This is a genomic window from Alphaproteobacteria bacterium, assembly GCA_018662925.1.
Classification (GTDB): domain Bacteria; phylum Pseudomonadota; class Alphaproteobacteria; order 16-39-46; family JABJFC01; genus JABJFC01.
In genome coordinates this window covers 1-18,388 of the sequence record JABJFC010000090.1, presented here as the reverse complement: position 1 = coordinate 18,388, position 18,388 = coordinate 1, and the positions used below count along the sequence as shown (strand labels likewise).

Sequence of the window (18,388 nt, the reverse complement as noted above, 5' to 3'; positions counted from 1 at the left end):
CAGCTCATAGTCTAAAACTAATAAGCAATAAGTCAAGATATAATCTCGTTATTTCTATTCAAAAACGATTTTTTACCCGATTATCCCCAACAACAAAAATCCCAACCCAACTCTAGTTTTCTTTCATATGGTCCTACTCCTCTAATAGCTTCTTCATTAGTGAGCCGAGGAATCCAAATGAGACCAGCTACTTATCTGATATTATCCAATACTATTGGATCTGCAGCCACCTACCTAAAAGGATACTAAACTAAAGAAAGATAGTAAATGAGATCTCTTTACAGTACTTTGGTTAGTTCGTTCCTCCCATATTGAATATACGAACACCCAATTCATATAAAACCTGTAATTTCATCTATCGTAACCTCGTGATTTAACGTGTTCCTGCTGTTTTGCAATATAATCTTTCAGTTCCATGGTGAGTACCGGGTTATGAACATTTAGCTCCTTCCTGAGGGAATCGTCTTTCGTAAACAATTGGATGTAGGCACTCAGATCTTTTCGTGCATCTTCACCAAGCGATGAGTTTTGATCGAGTTTTATCTCCTTGAGCTTATCTTCCATGTAAGAGGCTATTTTCTCAATTGACGAGATTTTAGAACGAGGTGTCGCATCTAGCTGTATTTCCGGTTTGTGTACTTCCTGAACTTGGGACTTCTTCGTATCATGACAGGCCTTCATGTAGTCTCGAACGCCTTGAGGCCCTTTCTCTTTTAGAACATCATTAAAATCTTGTCCTGATTTAGAGGGCTTTATAATGGTAACACTCCTATCTTGCTGCTCCTTAAATTGGCTTTGAATTTTCTCCAAGAATTTTTGAGTTTGCGCGTTTTGTTTGTGATCGTCGTTATCTGCACAAATAATAATTTCCTTCTCACTCCCCTGATAGTTGCCGATATTGTAAATCCCCAAGGAGGCGACGATCTTTCCATCTACCCCTGCCTCTTTAATAGAAAGCGCCGTTTCAACACCTTCCGCAATAAATACCCTGTCAAAATCTTTTGGAGCATCTTGGAGTGTCACAAAGGATCCTTTCGCGATCCCGTACTGAATCTTATTGAGTTTTTCTCCGTCCCTGCTCAGGACACGTTTGCCTTTAACATCCAGTTTTGTTAGTTGAACGGATTTTAATTCACCATCTTCGTTTCTCACAAATGCTGCCATGCAGTCATGATTTAAGTCCTTACGTTCCCCTTTGTATTTAAACTCTGTGCCTTTTGGAATAAATCGTAAATCTTCTGATGAGCTTCCTTGAATGCCACGTTCATCACGTAAATAGGATTCCGCTACTGTGCTCTCAATTGGCTTTGACTTCATCTGCAATTCCAGAACGGCTTCAAGGCGCTGCTCAAAATCTTTCGCGTGATCTATTTCTGTTTGTTTTTGTGACTGCTCTTGACGTTGTATCAAAGGTAACTGTGATATTTTGAGATCTGCTTCCACATTTAAAAGTTTACCTAAATAATCCACCGATTCCTTAAAACCTGTTCCTTTTTCTCGCTCAATAAGCTTAAAGATATTTCCCCCTTCATTATGTTCAAAATCCTTCCACAATCCCTCGTTAGCACCAGAGATGTTCACAACAAGAGAGCCTTTTTGACCAAACCGGAGCGATGATTTCGTGCTCATACGGGCATTTGGGCTCCCAAGTAAATCAATGGCTATGTCTCTGTACCTCCCTCGAGCCATTTCAAGAACATGGGTAGAGGGTACATGCCTTCTTTCTGCATACCCTAAATGCTTTTGAAGACGTGTTTCTATACCTGGTCGCATGCGAGTCAGAACAGAGACTGCTACTTTATTGCCTAAAAGGCGTTGAGCATTTTCATTACGAGCAGTAACAGCTGATTGCCATTCTTCTTCGACACCATTCCGATTTGCAGGCGTTTTAACCTCTTTCCAAAGACGAGCGGCTTCCCTTGATGACCTCAAATACTTTTCTATGGGATAATAAATAAGATCTGGATTGATTTTTGGAGATATTTCTCCAGCTTGAACTTTAGAGTAGAGAGCGCTATCAAAAGTTACTCGATTTACATCTAGCCCTGCTTGCTTTGCAACTCTTACGTCACTGGGACGTTTTAAAACTTGCCTGAGGGCTATAGCTTGCGGTCCTCGATCTTCAATACTCTTGGCTCTACTGTAAGCCTCCACTTTGCTTCGTATTTCTCCATTAAGAGCATGAACCAGTAGTTTCTCCTCTTTAACTCCCAACTTCTCAAAAAACACCTCAAACCTTTCAGGCGTATCCACAAGTTTTAGCGCCAATGTATCGCGCATGATTTTCACCTTCTTAAAACGCTCTTGAGTAATAAACGTTTTTGAGACATGCGCCTCAACACTTGGTCGATCTTTAAGCCGACTATAAAGAGCGGCTGCCTCGTTTCGTGCGTCACAGTAAGATTTTACGACATTATAACTTTCCTTTTCCTGCAAACTTAGACGATCATAATAGAGATTCTCAAGTTGTGATGTTAAATGTGCCTGTGCATGGGTTTTGATGGATGCAATATAGACGCGATCGTTTTGAATGAGGGAACTCCCCCAGTAGTCTTTGAGGGAATCTTCTCCTTTTTCCACTCTAAGGAACGGGCAATAAAGACGTGGATTTTCTTGCATTACGGACGCAATTGAATCTCGTTCTGTCTTTAACCTTTTATAGTCTTCAAAGAGGGGATGGGATTTTGAAAGCACTCCTGGATGTGTCTGAGATATTTCTGTCCAAAGACTCCTCGCTTTGCGGACGAGATCTACATACCCTTCCATCTGGATAGATGCTCTATACTCTATTTCTGAGAGAAGCCGGGGACGATATCCGGCATCGACCTCCAAAACATCACGTCTTATTCCAGCCAAGCGCACGTAAGGCGTATGCTCTTCCCACTTATCCAAAATGCTTTGAGCCGCTCGTTTCTTCTCTTCAAAACATACTTTGTATGCTTTGTAAGATGGGTGTAGATAAAGAGGTTGTGACGGTTTGAGGCTCATCTCTTCACGAAGATTGATCGCCTCCACCATGAGATCTTTATATTGCTGAACACGTCTTAAATACGGCTTTTGTGACGCATCCACTTGATAGTCCTGCAATGTTTCTTTAAAAGATCCTCGGCTGACTTTGTCTATAAAATTCTTAAAATCTATAAACCTATCTCGACTCACATACACTTTTACATCATGACGGTGCCTTGTCATGGCAACAAGAAGAGAGGATGGATCTAAGCACGGGTCTACCACCACAAAAGTTTTATCAAAAGTACTCCCTTCTGATTTGTGAATGGTCATTGCGTAGCCGTGTGTAATGTGAGGGTAGTTTTCTGTGCTGAACTGCACACGCCTTCCTCTCTCCAGTCGGACAGTCATTAGCGCTTTATTGAGATCATATTCTTCAATGATCCCAAGAGTTCCATTTTTGATGCCAGTGGAGGAAGTCTTTTTAAAAAAACTTCTCAAAAGGGACTTCTCTTCAACATTCTGAACGTACTGCCCATAGTGATCATTCTGAGTAAAACGAATTCGATCACAAATCGCGTATTCTTGACCTAAAGTGCGAAAATGTTCTTTTAAATATCCACGAGACTTAAGTCCTTCACGAATCGCCTGGTTAAGCTCATAAACCTCCACATTCCGATAGGCCAAGACCATGTGATTTTGATGAGTATTATAATCTTTAATGTAGGCATCCCGCAAAGCGTGAATTTGCTCTCTTGCGCTTTCATGCCATGTAAAATGACCCTTTTCATAATAAGGTTTGATGCCGTCAAGAACATTATGCTCATTTAAGAGTTTTGAGCATTCTCGTTGCCACTCAACTTTTTGACGTAATACCTCTCGAGTCTCTGCGCATTCAAATCTTTCCGCAAAAAGCCGTCCATAATCCCCACTTTCTCGCGACTTAATTTGAGAAATATCTTGAACGATGAGGACTTTTGCTCCTCTCTCTACAGCTTCTCTTAAGAAAGGCTCCCAGAGTCTACCACCAACCATATTCGCTTCATCAACAATGATGACGTCATTGCTGGTGAAGCGATGTTTTTCCAAAGCCTTCATTTTATTATGGGCATAAAGATATGGTCGTCCCCAAAGTCGGCCGCTTTTAACATAGTCTCTTTGTTTTTGATATTTCTCCCATTGGAACATAAAGCTATCTAATGTTTTACACGGAATGCCAATTTCTTGCTCCATGATCTCAACTGCCTTTCCTTGGAAAGATGTCCCCAATACTTCATACCCAGCTTGTTGATAGCTACTGGCCACGGCTTTCAGGAGAGTTGTTTTACCAGTGCCTGCCTTCCCGTTTAAAATACGGATATCTTGCCCGCTGCATAAATGGTGAACAGCGTCTCGTTGCTCTTTAAAAAATTCTACCTCTTGTGACCCAATGGATCTGTCAATAAAAGCTTGAGAAACTGACTTCGTTTGACGTTTATGCAGTGTATCAGCAAGAGTTGTAATCGTGTCTTCTTGTTCTTTGTAGTGGGTAGATGTAAACACCTCTTCTCTGTTGATATTATTGCCAAGCTTCTCGGAAATTTCTTTATTTTCCAGCAACTGGTCCGTAAACTTTGAGGCCAATCCATTTAGTTCTGTTGCAAAAGTTGATCCTTCATAAACGATGTTATCGTTGGCTTGGGAAAGGATGAGTTTGGGAGAAACGCTGAGTTCATCTACTTTCGTTTTTAAGAGTGCAAAGAGTTTTAAATCTCCTCCTACGCGTCTGATAATTTCATCTTCTATATGTTTACGGGTGAATGTTGTGCGTTTATGGGCAACCTCCCTAATTAAAACTTCGGGGTTTTCACACATAATGGCTATGTTCTTTTGAAGCGTTTCTTCATTATCCGCCACAATGCGTGAGTAGCCGCCCTCTCTTGCAAGTTTTTGCGCATACCAACCTTCGTGTTCTGTTGCCAAAAACTGCGAACCTCGATCTTCATTAGAACGGGCATCAATACGTACACTGTGTCCTGCCAGTTGGAGATGTTTATTTGCGACAGACTCCCACTGCTTTCTTGTGGTGTTGTGTTCAGTTTTTGAGACGATTTCAGAGTCCTTCCTCTGTGAGAAAGTCCCAGCTTTTAACGGGCGCCTCGTGATCATACCGTGGAAGTGGGGATTGCCTTTTTCCCAGTGCATGGCGTATTCAACAACAAGACTTCTTGAAACAAACCTCTCCTTTAAAAATTCTTCAACACAAGCTTCAGCTTGTTCCTTGCTGAGCTCAACAGGGATGGCTCCCATAATAGTTTGAGCTGTTTGAGTAGAATTTAAGAACTTCTCTTTTGCCTCTAAACTTTTTTGATGTTTGACGGAGTCTCTCGAATCACCTTTGAATCTAAGAGAGGCGACCTCATCTTCAAAGGACTCGACTTTGTTCCACAAAATGGATGAGGTTTTGACCCAGTCTGGAGATTCTTCTGAGGTGAGGATTCTACTGACGATCACATCTTTCTTACTCGAGTAACCGTACGGTACACCCGTGCGCTCGTCTTTTTGATGACCACCCCCAATGTAGGCACTAAAACCCACAGAAGATCGTCCTTCACTGCGTGATAAAAATCCCAAACTCAACGAATAAATTGCCACATTCAACACCTTTAGGCGTCAAACAATTTATAAACCCTGGAAGTTTATTTATGGGTGATACATGAAGTCCCTATACCTCTCCTGTGATTCTTAAACTAACGCCTGTGGCCGCAAAGCACAAGTACGATTTCCAAATCGTACATAAGTGCGCCTCCTTCGGTGGATTGCAGATGACTACATTTTTTTATAGCGCTTATTCGCAGTATACTGCTCATTTAAAGCCCTAACGGCGTATGAGTATTGGTGGGTACAGTTCGATAAAGTTTTTGATCAATCTGCAGTAGTTAGAGCTCCCCTCTTGAGAGAGGTTTTTATTGATTTGTCACAAAATTTATCTATCAACTTTTGATTGAGATTGTACAAGGTATTTGCTATATTAGGTTCAATAAAGAGGCAACTTTAATTCTTAAAAGAACAGGAAAATGATATGAATGCCTCTTTAAAGATCCAAAAATTTGAAGCAAAAATCTCAGAACTTCAATCCCAGTATCAAACCCTTTTGCAGGAACGTCAAAAGGAAATAGTGGGGCTAATTTCAAAACTTAACTTAACCCACGTTGACAACAAAACACTTATGGGTGGATTCCTCTTTCTACAAAATAAAATTACCACTCAAGACTCAATTGTGGAGGACTGGTTCGATGCCGGTTCTAGATTTCTGCGACAAACGAGACGTGTCAAAAGAACAATTTCTTCTTTTTCAAAAAATAAACCGACTTCAAAAAATACTTAACAAAGAGAGAAAGAAAATGAGTAGTCAGTCACAAACCCAACGTCGTTTACGGACGAGGTCAATTATTCAACTTGGCGGATTAGTTAAGAAATCTGGACTTACAGATGCTTTTCTTATTGAAGAAGGTGAAGATTTACAGTCTTATGAATCCCTTCACAAAGCAGCGAAAGTATTGGGATTCTTAACTGATGTTATGGAAAACAAAATCTTCAATGAATCCTCTTTGGAATATTGGCAAAAAATTGGAGAACGTTATTTGAAGAACAGGAGTCAATGACTTGTATTGTTTAGAAACCCAAAAACTCTACAAACTTTTAGCCAAGAAAAGTCCCTACCACTATCCACGGATAGCGTAGAAAACGATACCAAGCAGTAACAAGAAGAATTTCTATACATGAATGTCCGCAAGAGGCCGAATCCCGTAGAGTTTTTAGGCATTGGGAAGGAGATTTAATTTCACTTTCCAAGACCCGAGAGAATATATTCATACTTCGTGAAAGAAAGACTCGTTTTTTAATTGGGATTAAGAATGCTACACGGCATGCACACTCTATTTCAAAAACCTTATTTTCATATATGAAGGATAAAATATCTCTAGTAAATTCACTATGTGTTCACTTGATTCAAAAAGGACAAATTTCAGTCCGCAGTCTTATCTATCAAAGATTCTGTGGTTTCATATGCTTCAATTGAGTTAACTGGTACCGCGCGTCCAACAGAGGATTCAACATCAATAAATACATTCATTCCTGCACGTATGAAGCCATATGCCTTTTGTGAAAATACAACCACCTGATCATAAACTTTATTCTTATTTTTCAATCTAGTTACTAAATTTACCATGTCTTCAGAAGGCATTTCTTTATGAACTGCAGCAACTGCCGTAGCATTGAATATTGTTGGAGCTCCATATGTTAAAACATATAGGGCTGAATTTTGAAACTTCATTTTTAGTGATGGAACAAATGCAGCAGATATCGAACCTCCTAAACCGTGCCCAGTTAATAAAAACTTCATATCGTCCATCGAAAGTCCTTTCCTGCTTGCGTAGGAATCTATTTCTTCAAGAACTTCATCATATGAAGAATGTAAAGCATCTAAAACTCCTTTGTGCACATAAGCTGACTGAAGGTAAGAATCCTTTCCATCAAAGAATTGTCTAAAAGTATTTAAATTTGGATATTTTTTTACATCAATCGCAGAAATTTTTTCCTGTTCTTTGTTGTAATAATTGATTTCAGTACCCTCTTCTTCAGTGCCTCTAGGGCAAACTAAAACTGTATTTTCTCGAAAAGCAAGTATTCCGTACGTGTCTAAAAGAATCCCTTTGCTAGTTAAAGGCTCTTTTCCCTTAACTCCATAACATTGTAATGTCGTTGAAAATAGCTTCATCTCATTCCATTTACAAGAAACACCTTCGTTGAAGGCCGCTATATATCTAGCTTTAAGTGCACTATTTTGTTCAAACGAGTAATAATTTTCTCGAGAAACGCTGTACGCGAGCTTCATAGCGTTTGCGCAACTAACTTTTTCCTCTTCTAAGATAGGATTAACCCCCAAAACCAGGTTAGGACAATATACAAGCACCAAAAAACATATAACTACTAACCTAATTCTGAACATCTCCTAATTTTCCTCTATTTATATGTTTGATTCATAAACCGCCATTCCATGTAATTCGTAGCCTATATACTTAGCTAATACATTTAAAGTCCCATCATCAACTACATCTACGTTTTCTTCAGATCCAACATGGTCATAGCGAATTAACCATTTGATAGGTAGTTCAGTTACCGGATCACAGGTGTTTCTACCTATATATTTGGTCCGGGCTCTTAAAAGATTAACTGCACCAAACTTCTCAGTCTCATATGTTATTGCTGCATATTCTCCAAATGACCTAGGGGAGCCAAAAGTTATAAGCCTAAATCTTGAAAGAGAGTTTGGATGCGGTAGAGCTCCATAATATTTTTCTAGCATAATTGCCATTTGAATGTGGGATAAAGCAGCTCCTAGACTGTGCCCAGTAAAAATATAACTAACATCGTCACGTGATTTCTTTGATAAAGCAAGGTAGGACGTTGTTTTTGAAAAAATTTCATCCTGCGAAGATAGTGCACTTTCGAGAAAGCCCGAATGAACGAGGGGCGCCTCTTTACTTTTCAAGACTGGAAGTCTACTCCCGACTTTGTATAATGCGTTGGAAACTTTATTAGAACACGGTTCGTAAAAAAAATCATGTATATACTGAAACTCTGGATTATTCAAAACATCAAGATGATCTGTACATGTGTACCAAGCTTTAAAATCAGTTAAGGTTGACTGTAGACTATCTGTGCCCCTGTAGGCGATAAGAACAGACCTACCAACTTTATTGTTTCCAGAAGGAAACTGCGTGTCGTCAAACTCGTATGCGATCAAACCGTAAGATTCACTCGGACGTTCCTGCCAGAAGCTTTCACCAAGTACACTATTAAAAGTCTTTATGATACCGGCACCAACATTAAACCTAAAAGGCTCAATTTTTTTCCATACTTTGGGTCTAGCAGAATCCTCCGACGGCTTTAAAGCATCATTCAAGGCGTCAAGGTAATTTGTCTCTACCGCTATAGTCCAATTTTTATATTCACTTCGTGTAACTTTGTATGCAAGCTGGCTAGCTGCAGCAACACTCCTTCGATAAGTAAGAACATTATCTGAATTCTGAAAATTCCACAAACCATCTGCTTGTTTCTGTGAAGCTAAACCCGCATACGCATTTAACGAAAAAAACACAAGCGGCGAAACTAACGAAAAAAACTTAAAGAAATTCAGACTTTTCATTTTTAAAAAATCTCCAATGAATTCAAATCTCTAGTGAGTTCACGCTATAAGAGGTTTCGCCTTCATGTCAATAGAGTTTGGCGTCAAAAATCGAGGTAGTAAATTAAAATCCTTCTAAAATAGACGGAGATCTCTAGGTTGTGTCTCCTCTTTCGAATAGTTTGGGTAAAATGAATATTCTCTCTCTACACAGTAAAGGGAAGAATGTTTCAAATTTCGTCAAAACTACTGCCCCATTTCAAGAGCTTTCGCTCAATCCTTCGTTAGTCTTACATTTGATATCTCAGTTTCGTTTTTGCCTTAAAAACCTTTTGCACTCATCTTTTTCACCTTCTCGCCAAATAATTCCGTTGCTTGTCTTAATGGTGCGCCCGCTAAGTGAGCACATCTACGAGTAGTGTCTGCTTGAGTATATCCTAGAAGATTCCCGACTATACTTAAGCTTAACCAACTCGATACTAAGTGAGAAGCATGAGTATGTCGAAAATCATGAATTCGAATATTCTCTAAATTTGCTTCCTTCAATACTTTCTTCCAAAATGCCTTAACTTCTTGGATAGGCTTACCTTCAACTCTATCCGGAAAAACGGCACCGTCAAGTTAATCTGAGTTCTAGATGCTTATGAAGATTATGTTATGAATTGAGATTCTAACTCAGAGGATTAATTCATGTGTTTATATCAAACTCCTAAAGGACACCGTTTTCCAGTTTCTATTATCAGCCACGCAGTTTGGCGTTATCATCGCTTTAACGACAGTTATCGTGATATTCAAGAAGAGCTTTCTTTTCGTGGGATCATTGTGAGTCATGAAGCTATAAGGCTTTGGTGCGTGAAGTTTTCTGCCCATTTCAGGGATGTTATCAAGAAGCGTGAGAGACAACCAAATGATAAATGGCATCTTGATGAAATGACCTTCAAACTCAATGGTGTTCACTTCATTCTGTGGAGAGCAGTTGATTCTGAGGGACATGAACTGGATATTTTTCTCCAAAAACGCCGAAATAAGAAAGCTGCAATTCGCTTCCTAAGCCGTTTATTTGGAGCCTATCCAGAGCCACGTGTTATCGTAACGGATAAGCTAAAAAGTTATACTAAGCCCATACGTTATATGACTCGGAATACGGATCATCGTTCTCATAAGGGGTTAAATAATCGTGTTGAAAACGCCCATCAACCTACCCGTAGAAAAGAGAAATGTCTTATTAAATTCAAATCCCCACAAGGAGTTCAAAGAACCTTATCTCTCATGGAAAAAGTAAGAAACATTTTCTCAGTAGAGGTGGGCAGATATTCAAAGAAAGCATCGTGTCAGAGAGCGAATTTCATAGCAGCAAAATCCATCTGGGATGAGGCTGCTTATGGGATTATCTGTGCCTAAAATATAGAGGATATGAGATTTTTATAAGCCTAACTAATTAACTTGACGGTGCCTTTGTATCTGTCTTTGCCAGAGTATCCAATAAAGGTTCTGGTGGGGTGAATACCTTGTTTAACATTATAAAAAACCGTCCTGAGGCTTGACCTTGCTGAAAAAAAGAAATCAGCTAAAAAAAGAAAATTGAAAAATTAAGCCGTCTATATATTGTGAGCGCTCTCGCAATGAAACCACCTAACAGAAGTAGAGCACCGTCTATGAAGCAAGTTTGAGCTCCTTTCCTAAAAGCGTTGTAAGGCGTTTTGAAAACTGCTTTGCATCCATTACAGGATAGCCTTCAACTATTAGCGCTTGGTCGTAAAGCATATTCGCCATATCTTGTATTCGTTCTATTTTGCCATTTTTCTTGACGAGACTATTCATATCCAAAATTAAGGAGTGAGATGGATTTAATTCAAAAATTTGAGAAGAAGGTTGAAGCTTTTTTCGATTAGGAGAAACCATGCTCGGAAAACTTCCCTCAACTGAATTAACAAGACAAACGGGACTGTCTTTAAGACGCTTTGATACCCGAACATCTTTTACCTTGTCTTTCAACGTCTTCTTAAAAAACTCTAGAAGTTTTTCAAACTTTTTATCTTTAGAGTCCTTTTCTGAATTTTCTGATTTTTTATCTAATTCCACATCACCTTCAGAAATAGATTTTAAAGGATAATCTTTCCAAGTTGTGACACGTGTTATCCAGTAATTATCGATTGGATCTGTGAGCAAAATAACGTTAACCCCTTTATCCAAGAACCCCTCTAATTTTGGACTCTTCAACATATCTTCTCTATTTTCTCCCAACATGTAATATATTTCTTTTTGATCTTTCTCCATCTTATCTATATATTCTTGTAGACTTACTAGATCCTCTGTTTTAGTTGTTGAAAAACGCGCAAGAGATAAGAGCAAATCTTGTTGAGATAACTCTTCATAAAGTCCTTCTTTTAAAATGAAGCCAAAGTTTTTCCAAAATTCTATGTACTTTTCTGAGCTCTCTTCTGACTTTTTACTGAGTTCATCCAGTACCTTACGCGTTAATGTCGTCTTTATTCTCGACATACGAGGATCAAGTTGTAAAGTTTCACGGCTAACATTGAGAGGTAAATCTTCAGCATCTACAATCCCCCTAACAAATCTTAGGTATGAAGGAAGAAGTTCTTGGCAATCATCCGTTATAAAAACTCGCTTGATATACAGCTTCAGCCTTCTCTTTCGTTCAGAATCCATCAAATCAAAAGGCTTGCTTGAAGGAATAAACAAAAGAGATGTGTACTCTAACACCCCTTCAACTTTATTATGCATTGTAACCCATGGCTCATCGTATGCATTGGAAGTGTGCTTATAAAACTCTTTATATTGCTCTTCTGCGATTTCAGTTTTTGGCCGGGTCCATATAGCTCTTTCCTCATTTAGCTGTTCTTCCTTGCCTGAGTCCTCAAGACAGATTGGAAAAGCTATATGTTCTGAATACTTTTGCACAAGCGACTTTAGGCGATATGGCTCAATGTACTCTGAGGAGTCCTCTTTAAGATACAGTTTAATAGTTGTACCACTTTCTTCTCGAGACGTTTTTTCTATAAAAAATGAATCTTTTCCTTCTGAACTCCAAATATACGCTTCCTCTTTTTCAGCTTTGCGACTTACAACCTCAACTTTTGAAGCAACCATAAAAGCAGTATAAAATCCCACACCAAATTGCCCTATGAGATTACTGTCTTTTTTCGCATCACCTGTTAGTTTACTCAGAAACGAGGAAGTATCTGATTTTGCAATCGTACCAAGGTTGTTAATCAGTTCCTGACGAGACATCCCAATCCCATTATCAGAAACAGTCAACGTTTTTGATTCTTTATCTGAAGTGACGACAATCTTGTAATCTGAACTTGCACTCTGCAATTCTTTTTTTGTAAGGCTTAAATGACGCAATTTATCACAAGCATCCGAGGCATTAGAGATAAGCTCCCTTAGGAATATCTCTTTATTTTTATACAAATAATGTGTAACTAAGTTCAAAAGTTTGCTTGCTTCTGCTTGAAAGCTATGTTGCTTGCCTGGCATAGGTTCTCTCTCCTTAAAAATCAATCGAGTGCATTGTATATTCATTATAGCTAGAGATAAAGAGACTTCGGGAAAATTAAATCTTAAATCCGACCAGATTTTAGCTTGAAGATGGGATTTCTAAAAGCTAGTATTCAGAAACTAAGAAAAACTTCAATCAAACTGCAATAATATCGGGTGTTGGTTGAAATACAAGTTAGGTATAGGTTGGTTCGTAACTCTGACCTTCAATTTCGACGGTTAAAAGGAAAACAAAATGATCCTTGAAAAATTAAGAACATCACCTTGGTTTGTCACAATTAATCCAAAACCATTGGCAACCATGCGGCTATTTTGTTTCCCATACTCAGGAGGCGATGCCTTTGTTTTTAGGGATTGGGTAAGCCTATTGCCCTCAACTATCGAAGTAATAGCCATTGAGCTTCCAGGGAGGTCAACCAGGTTTCATGAAACTCCAGTTGATAATCTGAGCTCAATTATCGATTCATTGGTAAAGGACTTCAAAGCTATTTCAAACAAGCCTTTCGTTTTTTTAGGACACAGTGTTGGGGCAAAAATTAGCTTTGAGCTCTGTAAGGCGTTGAGAAGTGAAAAGCTTCCTCTACCCTTTCACTTTTTCGCATCTGGCAGCAGAGCTCCACAAATTCCTCTTCGAGAAAAACCCATTTATAACCTACCTGATAAAGAGTTTATTCAGGAACTAGAAAAATACAATGGAGTTCCTAACCTTGTTCTAAAAGACAATGAATTGATGAGTATATTTTTGCCCATGATCCGTTCAGATTTTACAATTTCAAATACATATCATTACACCAAAGTTGAGCCCTTTCCTTTTGACATAACCGCATTAGGAGGAATAGATGACCCTACTGTAACTGAGGAAGATATTATGGCTTGGAAAATCCATACATCCAAACAATTCTGTCATCAAATGCTGCCAGGGGATCACTTTTTTATAAAAAAATCTCAAAAACAAATTTTAGAAATTATTTCTAATCTTTTTCCTTCAAGAAGAATGGTGAATTAAAATGAATAAAAAATGGTCTAGCATCTCTGAAGACAAGGCTTTGGGAAGGTAGTTCTTTCAAAATGAAAAGAAACAAAGAATGCATATATATATGTATTTTAAGGATTCAAAAATTCTATCCAAATCTTTATGGCAAGAAACTTTCGCTAAGAGCAAAAAGCTATGGCATTCATTCATAAAACTTTTCCCAGAAAAAGTGTTGAAACGTGCCTAGAAAATGAAGTACTGGTTTGCTATCATTCCGATGAATTTGCATTATAATTTTTGCCCCCAAAGATCGATGTAACAAATGAACCCTCCTGATTGTAACAACATTATTGAATGGGAACCTTTCATTCTTGACAACGCCGGCAGTTTTACTGAAAAAATCCTATCTAACGAAGTTCATATATGGAAAAGCACAAGATTTTTTTCTTCAAACCGCTTAAATAAATTGAGCTCACTTCTATCAGAATATGAACATAATCAAGCAAATAGCTATAAATTTTCTTATCTTAAAGAGCGTTTTATCGCGAGCCATGGGATCCTTAGGCTCATTTTAAGCAGGTATATAAACCAAGAGCCGTCTCAAATTATTTATAAATATGGAAAATACGGAAAACCTGCTTTAAAGGAGAAAAATGTCGAATTCAATATATCTCATTCTTCTACCGTCAGTTTATTCTCTATTAAATCCAAAACTTCAGTTGGCATAGATATTGAGAAAATCCAGAATCAGCCTTCTCTTCTAGAGATGGCAAATGAGTTTCTCACTGAGCATGAATGGTACAACTTGAGCATACTTCAGACAGATGAAAGATTAAGAGCGTTCTATAATGCTTGGACCCGAAAAGAAGCTATACTTAAAGCAACAGGTAAAGGGCTTTATTCACCACTTAAAGAGTTAAAAGTAACTTTTTTTTCTGGCCAAAAACCAAAATTACTTTCAATCAACGGGAGTATTCAAGCTGCAAATGAGTGGAAACTTCATTCTTTTACCCCGATCAGAGGCTATATAGCAGCTTTAGCGACTAAAACGCCCCTATTAAAGATAAGGTACTTTGAATTAATATATTAGGAGTTAACAATGTTTGGCTTTGTTGCGCAATTCCAACTATCCAACGTCATGGATATACACATTTTTACCATACTCTTGAAAGTGGGTTTTTGTTCAAAATGATTTATGTTAGCGTGTCAACGTCATTTTGAAAGTTTCGCAAGGTTGTTATAAAGCAAATTTATGAGAACAACTTTTTGAGGCACTCGGATAAAAATACACAAAGGATTCAATTAAACACTTTAGACTTACACATTTAAATTCACTACAGAACAGAAATTGCAATTATTAAGAGAGGGGTGTAAAAAAATGGTTTTTGATTCTAAGGTGAGGACCACCTACATAAAACCTGAGACAGAGGAATTATTGTGTATAGAACCTAAAGACTCTGGGTTAGATGCTTTTCAATGGACTGTGGACAACAAATTAGCTATTGAAAGCACAGTCCAGAAAGAAGGAGGAATCCTCTTAAGAAATTTTGGTATTAATTCAGTGTCCGAATTTAATAAGTTTGTGCAAATTTTATGCCCAAAGTTATTAGACTACGTTTATAGATCAACGCCCAGAACTCGTCTAGGAGGCAAGATATATACGGCTACCGAATATCCTGCTGATCGCAGTATTCCTCTTCATAACGAAAATGCATACTCAAAATCCTGGCCAGAAAAAATATATTTCTTTAGCATAATAATTGCTGATGAAGGTGGAGAAACTCCGATTGCTGATAGTAGAAAAGTTTATAAAAAAATTGATCAATCCATTAAAGACCTCTTTGAAAAAAAAGGCGTTTGTTATGTCCGAAACTATACCCCTGGCATTGACTTAAGTTGGCAAGAAGTCTTTCAAACAGATAAAAAAACAGACGTTGAAAAATATTGTGTGGAGAACGACATTGAATTTATGTGGAAAACTGGCACGACAGAACTAACTACGAGGCAAACCTGCCAAGCTACTCTCACTCACCCAGTTACAAAAGAAAAAGTCTGGTTTAACCAAGCCCATTTGTTTCACCCATCTTCTTTAGGAAAAGTCCAACTAGAATCTCTGACACGGGAACTAGGAGAAGAAAACCTCCCACGGAATGTCCTTTTTGGGGATGGAACTCCTATAGACATTAGAACACTCAATCGGATTCGCGAGATATACTCTCAGGACAAAATTAAATTTAAGTGGCAAAGAGGAGATATCATGGTCCTTGATAATATACTAATGGCACACAGCCGCGAACCTTATAAAGGTGAAAGAAAAGTTGTCGTCGCTATGGGCTAAGCACTTTGTTTAAGTTTTTTCTTCGGTTCTTCCTGCTTTTTTATATTCTTCGCTTCTGCCTTTTTCAAACTCAAAGGCCTCATATCAGTCCAGACTTCCTTGATGTAATTTAGGCAGTCTGATTTAGACCTCTCCTACCTCCTCTTTTAGGTGGGGATTTTTGAGGGACTTTACCTGGGGATTTTACAGGACCATTGACAATATTTATCACCACAAAATACATGTCTTCTTTCTCTATAATCTCACCCTGTATTATTTCTTGGTCTGACATATTCCACTCCTTTTCAAAGTTAGGTAAATTCTAGGATGAGGTGCAACGCCTCTGATGGTGAATTCAGAGATGAAGAGCAACCCCCGTTGTAACATCGAACGGATCTTTGCCCACTGGAAAGTTCATATGGGGCTAAATAGAAGTCGATATAAGGGATGGGAAAAACATCAAGTACATTTTGATCTTATATCTATCGCTTATAACCTTAAACGGGCTGCAAAGATTTTGGCGACTTAGACAGGACAAGTATATCTAAAATCTGCCTTTTTGGACTATTTAAGGTTCAAAAGGGAAAAATATTCCTCATAAAACCCTTTTAAAGCCATCTCCAGAAGCGTCTTTGTACCTTCTCAAATTTATTCAGAGCTCTCTATAGTTTATGAGTGTTTTTGCATTGTTTAAAAATCACTCAAGCTAATGGCTAAAACGCTACATACCAAGCAGTTCTTTGAGGCCTGCCAGGAGATAGTCGTAAAGAGAAATTATTAGCATTTGCTTTAAAAGCCTCTCTTTTTTGTTCTTCCAAAATCCAATGCAAAGCACGTATAGTTTCTTGGTCTAAGGTTCTTTCTAGTTCTTCTAACTCACCTTTTAACTGCATTATATTAAAATCCATAACTTGGATAGCTACTCCTTTCTGAAGATTTAGAGCATTAAAAGATAAAACAAGTTTTTTAACAGTTTGAAAAAAACTTAAATAAGGATCAAGCTGTGCCTCATCAACAGAAAAAAAACTTACAAACTTTCTTACTATATCTATTCTTGATGAATCTATCATAGCGTAAGCCTCAAACGAAATAGGTCTCCTTGGCGAGCATTCAATCCCAAGAAAACAATCAAATGGAGAATCTAAGATTCCTTCATGTATTCTTGTAAAGATCTCATTTTCAATCATGCCAGGCTCAGAATCAAAAAATCGTTTATGATGTAGAACTTCAGATAACCCAAAATAATCCTGAAAATACACCTGAATCCCCATTTCACCTGTAAGGGATACTTTAAACCCCATATTTCCAAAACCAACAGCTTGAGACAATCTTTCAATTAACAATATCTTCCTTTGTTCAACTCCAAGATCCTTAAGTTTACTTAAAACTTTTCTATGAAATTTTTCTCCACGATTAGCCATAATGAGAGTAAGATCCGGGGGAAAAATGGTAGAATTTACTAATGGAATTTGAACTTCTCTATAATCATCCAACTCTTCCGAAAAGCAAGAAACTAAGCCACGAAATCTTTCTTCTTCAAGTCTTAAATGTCTCATCTCTACCAATGTACGTACAAAAGAATGTAGAAGAGAAAAGTCCATCTTTGTTGGGGTAGGAGAAGCATATGGTGGATGGTATTGTGGAGTAGAGGCTCTTGTTTGTGGAAAAAGATGTTCAAGTCCTTTTGAATAAATTAATTCAGTATTCTCATCAATTATAATATCAGTAACATCTGCTCCAGTGAAATCAGCGCCTCGTAATCTTGCTCCTCGAAAAGAAGCTCCTCTCAGAACACAACATCTAAATATGCATCCCATAAAATCCCCATTATCAAAGACTACTTTAGGAAAAGCATTATCTCTGAAATCCGTACAGGGAAATACAGAATTTGAAAATACAGTAGTTTCATCAGATTGGATATTTACAAAACGGATACGACATCCTCCTTTTCCCTCAAAACTTCTACCGCGTATATCTCCACTAACAAGCTTTAAAGGTGATATATCTTCAACATCTTCAAAAGTTTTAAGAACTGCAAAAGCTTCGCTAACTATTAAAAATAAAATAGCTGTAATGATTTTATTAATTAATGAAATCTGCATTTGATGTTTCATCTCCATAAAAACTTATTTAAGATTTTCAGATAGCGCCAAATATAGCTTTACTTAAAAAAACAAAAGAAAACATAATTTATTATATATCATTTAGAATGGCAATTAGAAAATATAAACTGGATACCTCGAAAAACGAGTTGAAAAAGGAGAGATCTGTGATTGAATAGTCAAAGGAAATAACGTTGTGGAGTGAAGAATGTACTAGCAGCCAAATTTTTTTGACCTAACGAAACGGTATGAAGCTCTCTCAAAATTTGGGGATCCCCTAGAGAAGTTAGAAGAAGCAATAGATTTTGAGATATTTAGAAAGGATTTGCAAAGGGCCTTACAGTTTTCTCCAAGGC

Annotated in this window: 14 protein-coding genes; 7 read left to right on the top strand and 7 right to left on the bottom strand. The window is 37.9% G+C overall.

The genetic code is table 11. The features are described from left to right. Nucleotides 1–351: 351 nt before the first annotated feature. Nucleotides 352–5,583, bottom strand: a complete 5,232-nt coding sequence (locus HOL16_08350) for an AAA family ATPase (GenBank protein ID MBT5390687.1) — start codon at nt 5,581–5,583, stop codon at nt 352–354. A gap of 427 nt (nt 5,584–6,010) precedes the next feature. On the opposite strand from HOL16_08350, the gene HOL16_08345 reads away from it, so the two are divergent. Beyond that, nucleotides 6,011–6,316 (top strand): hypothetical protein, encoded by a 306-nt coding sequence (locus HOL16_08345; GenBank protein MBT5390686.1) that lies wholly within the window; start codon nt 6,011–6,013, stop codon nt 6,314–6,316. Between the two features lie 16 nt (nt 6,317–6,332). Next, nucleotides 6,333–6,593, top strand: coding sequence for a conjugal transfer protein TraD (locus HOL16_08340; GenBank protein MBT5390685.1), 261 nt, complete (start codon nt 6,333–6,335; stop codon nt 6,591–6,593). Nucleotides 6,594–6,955: 362 nt separating this feature from the next. On the opposite strand, the gene HOL16_08335 is transcribed toward HOL16_08340, so the two are convergent. The 3 genes from HOL16_08335 to HOL16_08325 form a co-directional block, all read right to left on the bottom strand. Further along, nucleotides 6,956–7,939, bottom strand: a complete 984-nt coding sequence (locus HOL16_08335) for a hypothetical protein (GenBank protein MBT5390684.1) — start codon at nt 7,937–7,939, stop codon at nt 6,956–6,958. 18 nt (nt 7,940–7,957) lie between these two features. After that, nucleotides 7,958–9,139: a hypothetical protein gene (locus HOL16_08330; GenBank protein MBT5390683.1), complete on the bottom strand. Its 1,182-nt coding sequence runs from the start codon at nt 9,137–9,139 to the stop codon at nt 7,958–7,960. A gap of 300 nt (nt 9,140–9,439) precedes the next feature. Next, on the bottom strand, nt 9,440–9,664 hold the full coding sequence (locus HOL16_08325; protein ID MBT5390682.1) for a tyrosine-type recombinase/integrase: 225 nt from the start codon (nt 9,662–9,664) through the stop codon (nt 9,440–9,442). A gap of 144 nt (nt 9,665–9,808) precedes the next feature. Here HOL16_08325 and HOL16_08320 point away from each other — a divergent pair, with 144 nt between their 5' ends. After that, entirely contained in the window at nt 9,809–10,519 is a 711-nt protein-coding gene (locus HOL16_08320) for an IS6 family transposase (protein MBT5390681.1), read from the top strand. Between the two features lie 252 nt (nt 10,520–10,771). On the opposite strand, the gene htpG is transcribed toward HOL16_08320, so the two are convergent. Next, nucleotides 10,772–12,619, bottom strand: coding sequence for a molecular chaperone HtpG (gene htpG, locus HOL16_08315; GenBank protein MBT5390680.1), 1,848 nt, complete (start codon nt 12,617–12,619; stop codon nt 10,772–10,774). A gap of 256 nt (nt 12,620–12,875) precedes the next feature. Between htpG and HOL16_08310 the strand changes: the two genes are divergently transcribed. The 3 genes from HOL16_08310 to HOL16_08300 all read left to right on the top strand — a co-directional run bounded on the left by HOL16_08310 (nt 12,876) and on the right by HOL16_08300 (nt 15,951). Then, nucleotides 12,876–13,646 carry a thioesterase gene (locus HOL16_08310; protein MBT5390679.1) on the top strand — a complete coding sequence of 257 codons (771 nt, stop codon included), beginning with the start codon at nt 12,876–12,878 and terminating at the stop codon, nt 13,644–13,646. A gap of 289 nt (nt 13,647–13,935) precedes the next feature. Then, complete coding sequence (locus tag HOL16_08305; protein MBT5390678.1) at nt 13,936–14,703, top strand: 4'-phosphopantetheinyl transferase superfamily protein; 768 nt, start codon at nt 13,936–13,938, stop codon at nt 14,701–14,703. Nucleotides 14,704–14,991: 288 nt separating this feature from the next. Then, nucleotides 14,992–15,951 (top strand): TauD/TfdA family dioxygenase, encoded by a 960-nt coding sequence (locus tag HOL16_08300; protein MBT5390677.1) that lies wholly within the window; start codon nt 14,992–14,994, stop codon nt 15,949–15,951. 109 nt (nt 15,952–16,060) lie between these two features. On the opposite strand, the gene HOL16_08295 is transcribed toward HOL16_08300, so the two are convergent. Further along, nucleotides 16,061–16,222 (bottom strand): hypothetical protein, encoded by a 162-nt coding sequence (locus HOL16_08295; GenBank protein ID MBT5390676.1) that lies wholly within the window; start codon nt 16,220–16,222, stop codon nt 16,061–16,063. Between the two features lie 54 nt (nt 16,223–16,276). Here HOL16_08295 and HOL16_08290 point away from each other — a divergent pair, with 54 nt between their 5' ends. Next, entirely contained in the window at nt 16,277–16,459 is a 183-nt protein-coding gene (locus HOL16_08290) for a transposase (protein ID MBT5390675.1), read from the top strand. Nucleotides 16,460–16,643: 184 nt separating this feature from the next. Here the strand turns inward: HOL16_08290 and HOL16_08285 are convergent, their stop codons facing one another. Then, nucleotides 16,644–18,050, bottom strand: a complete 1,407-nt coding sequence (locus HOL16_08285; GenBank protein ID MBT5390674.1) for a pentapeptide repeat-containing protein — start codon at nt 18,048–18,050, stop codon at nt 16,644–16,646. Between the last annotated feature and the right edge of the window lie 338 nt (nt 18,051–18,388).

What these genes read in the sequence shown, in the direction of transcription:
- htpG (MBT5390680.1), bottom strand. Translation starts at nt 12,619, where the DNA reads ATGCCAGGCAAGCAACATAGCTTTCAAGCAGAAGCAAGCAAACTTTTG.
- HOL16_08330 (MBT5390683.1), bottom strand. Translation starts at nt 9,139, where the DNA reads ATGAAAAGTCTGAATTTCTTTAAGTTTTTTTCGTTAGTTTCGCCGCTT.
- HOL16_08340 (MBT5390685.1), top strand. Translation starts at nt 6,333, where the DNA reads ATGAGTAGTCAGTCACAAACCCAACGTCGTTTACGGACGAGGTCAATT.
- HOL16_08345 (MBT5390686.1), top strand. Translation starts at nt 6,011, where the DNA reads ATGAATGCCTCTTTAAAGATCCAAAAATTTGAAGCAAAAATCTCAGAA.
- HOL16_08305 (MBT5390678.1), top strand. Translation starts at nt 13,936, where the DNA reads ATGAACCCTCCTGATTGTAACAACATTATTGAATGGGAACCTTTCATT.
- HOL16_08290 (MBT5390675.1), top strand. Translation starts at nt 16,277, where the DNA reads ATGGTGAATTCAGAGATGAAGAGCAACCCCCGTTGTAACATCGAACGG.
- HOL16_08320 (MBT5390681.1), top strand. Translation starts at nt 9,809, where the DNA reads ATGTGTTTATATCAAACTCCTAAAGGACACCGTTTTCCAGTTTCTATT.
- HOL16_08295 (MBT5390676.1), bottom strand. Translation starts at nt 16,222, where the DNA reads ATGTCAGACCAAGAAATAATACAGGGTGAGATTATAGAGAAAGAAGAC.
- HOL16_08335 (MBT5390684.1), bottom strand. Translation starts at nt 7,939, where the DNA reads ATGTTCAGAATTAGGTTAGTAGTTATATGTTTTTTGGTGCTTGTATAT.
- HOL16_08310 (MBT5390679.1), top strand. Translation starts at nt 12,876, where the DNA reads ATGATCCTTGAAAAATTAAGAACATCACCTTGGTTTGTCACAATTAAT.
- HOL16_08285 (MBT5390674.1), bottom strand. Translation starts at nt 18,050, where the DNA reads ATGGAGATGAAACATCAAATGCAGATTTCATTAATTAATAAAATCATT.
- HOL16_08300 (MBT5390677.1), top strand. Translation starts at nt 14,992, where the DNA reads ATGGTTTTTGATTCTAAGGTGAGGACCACCTACATAAAACCTGAGACA.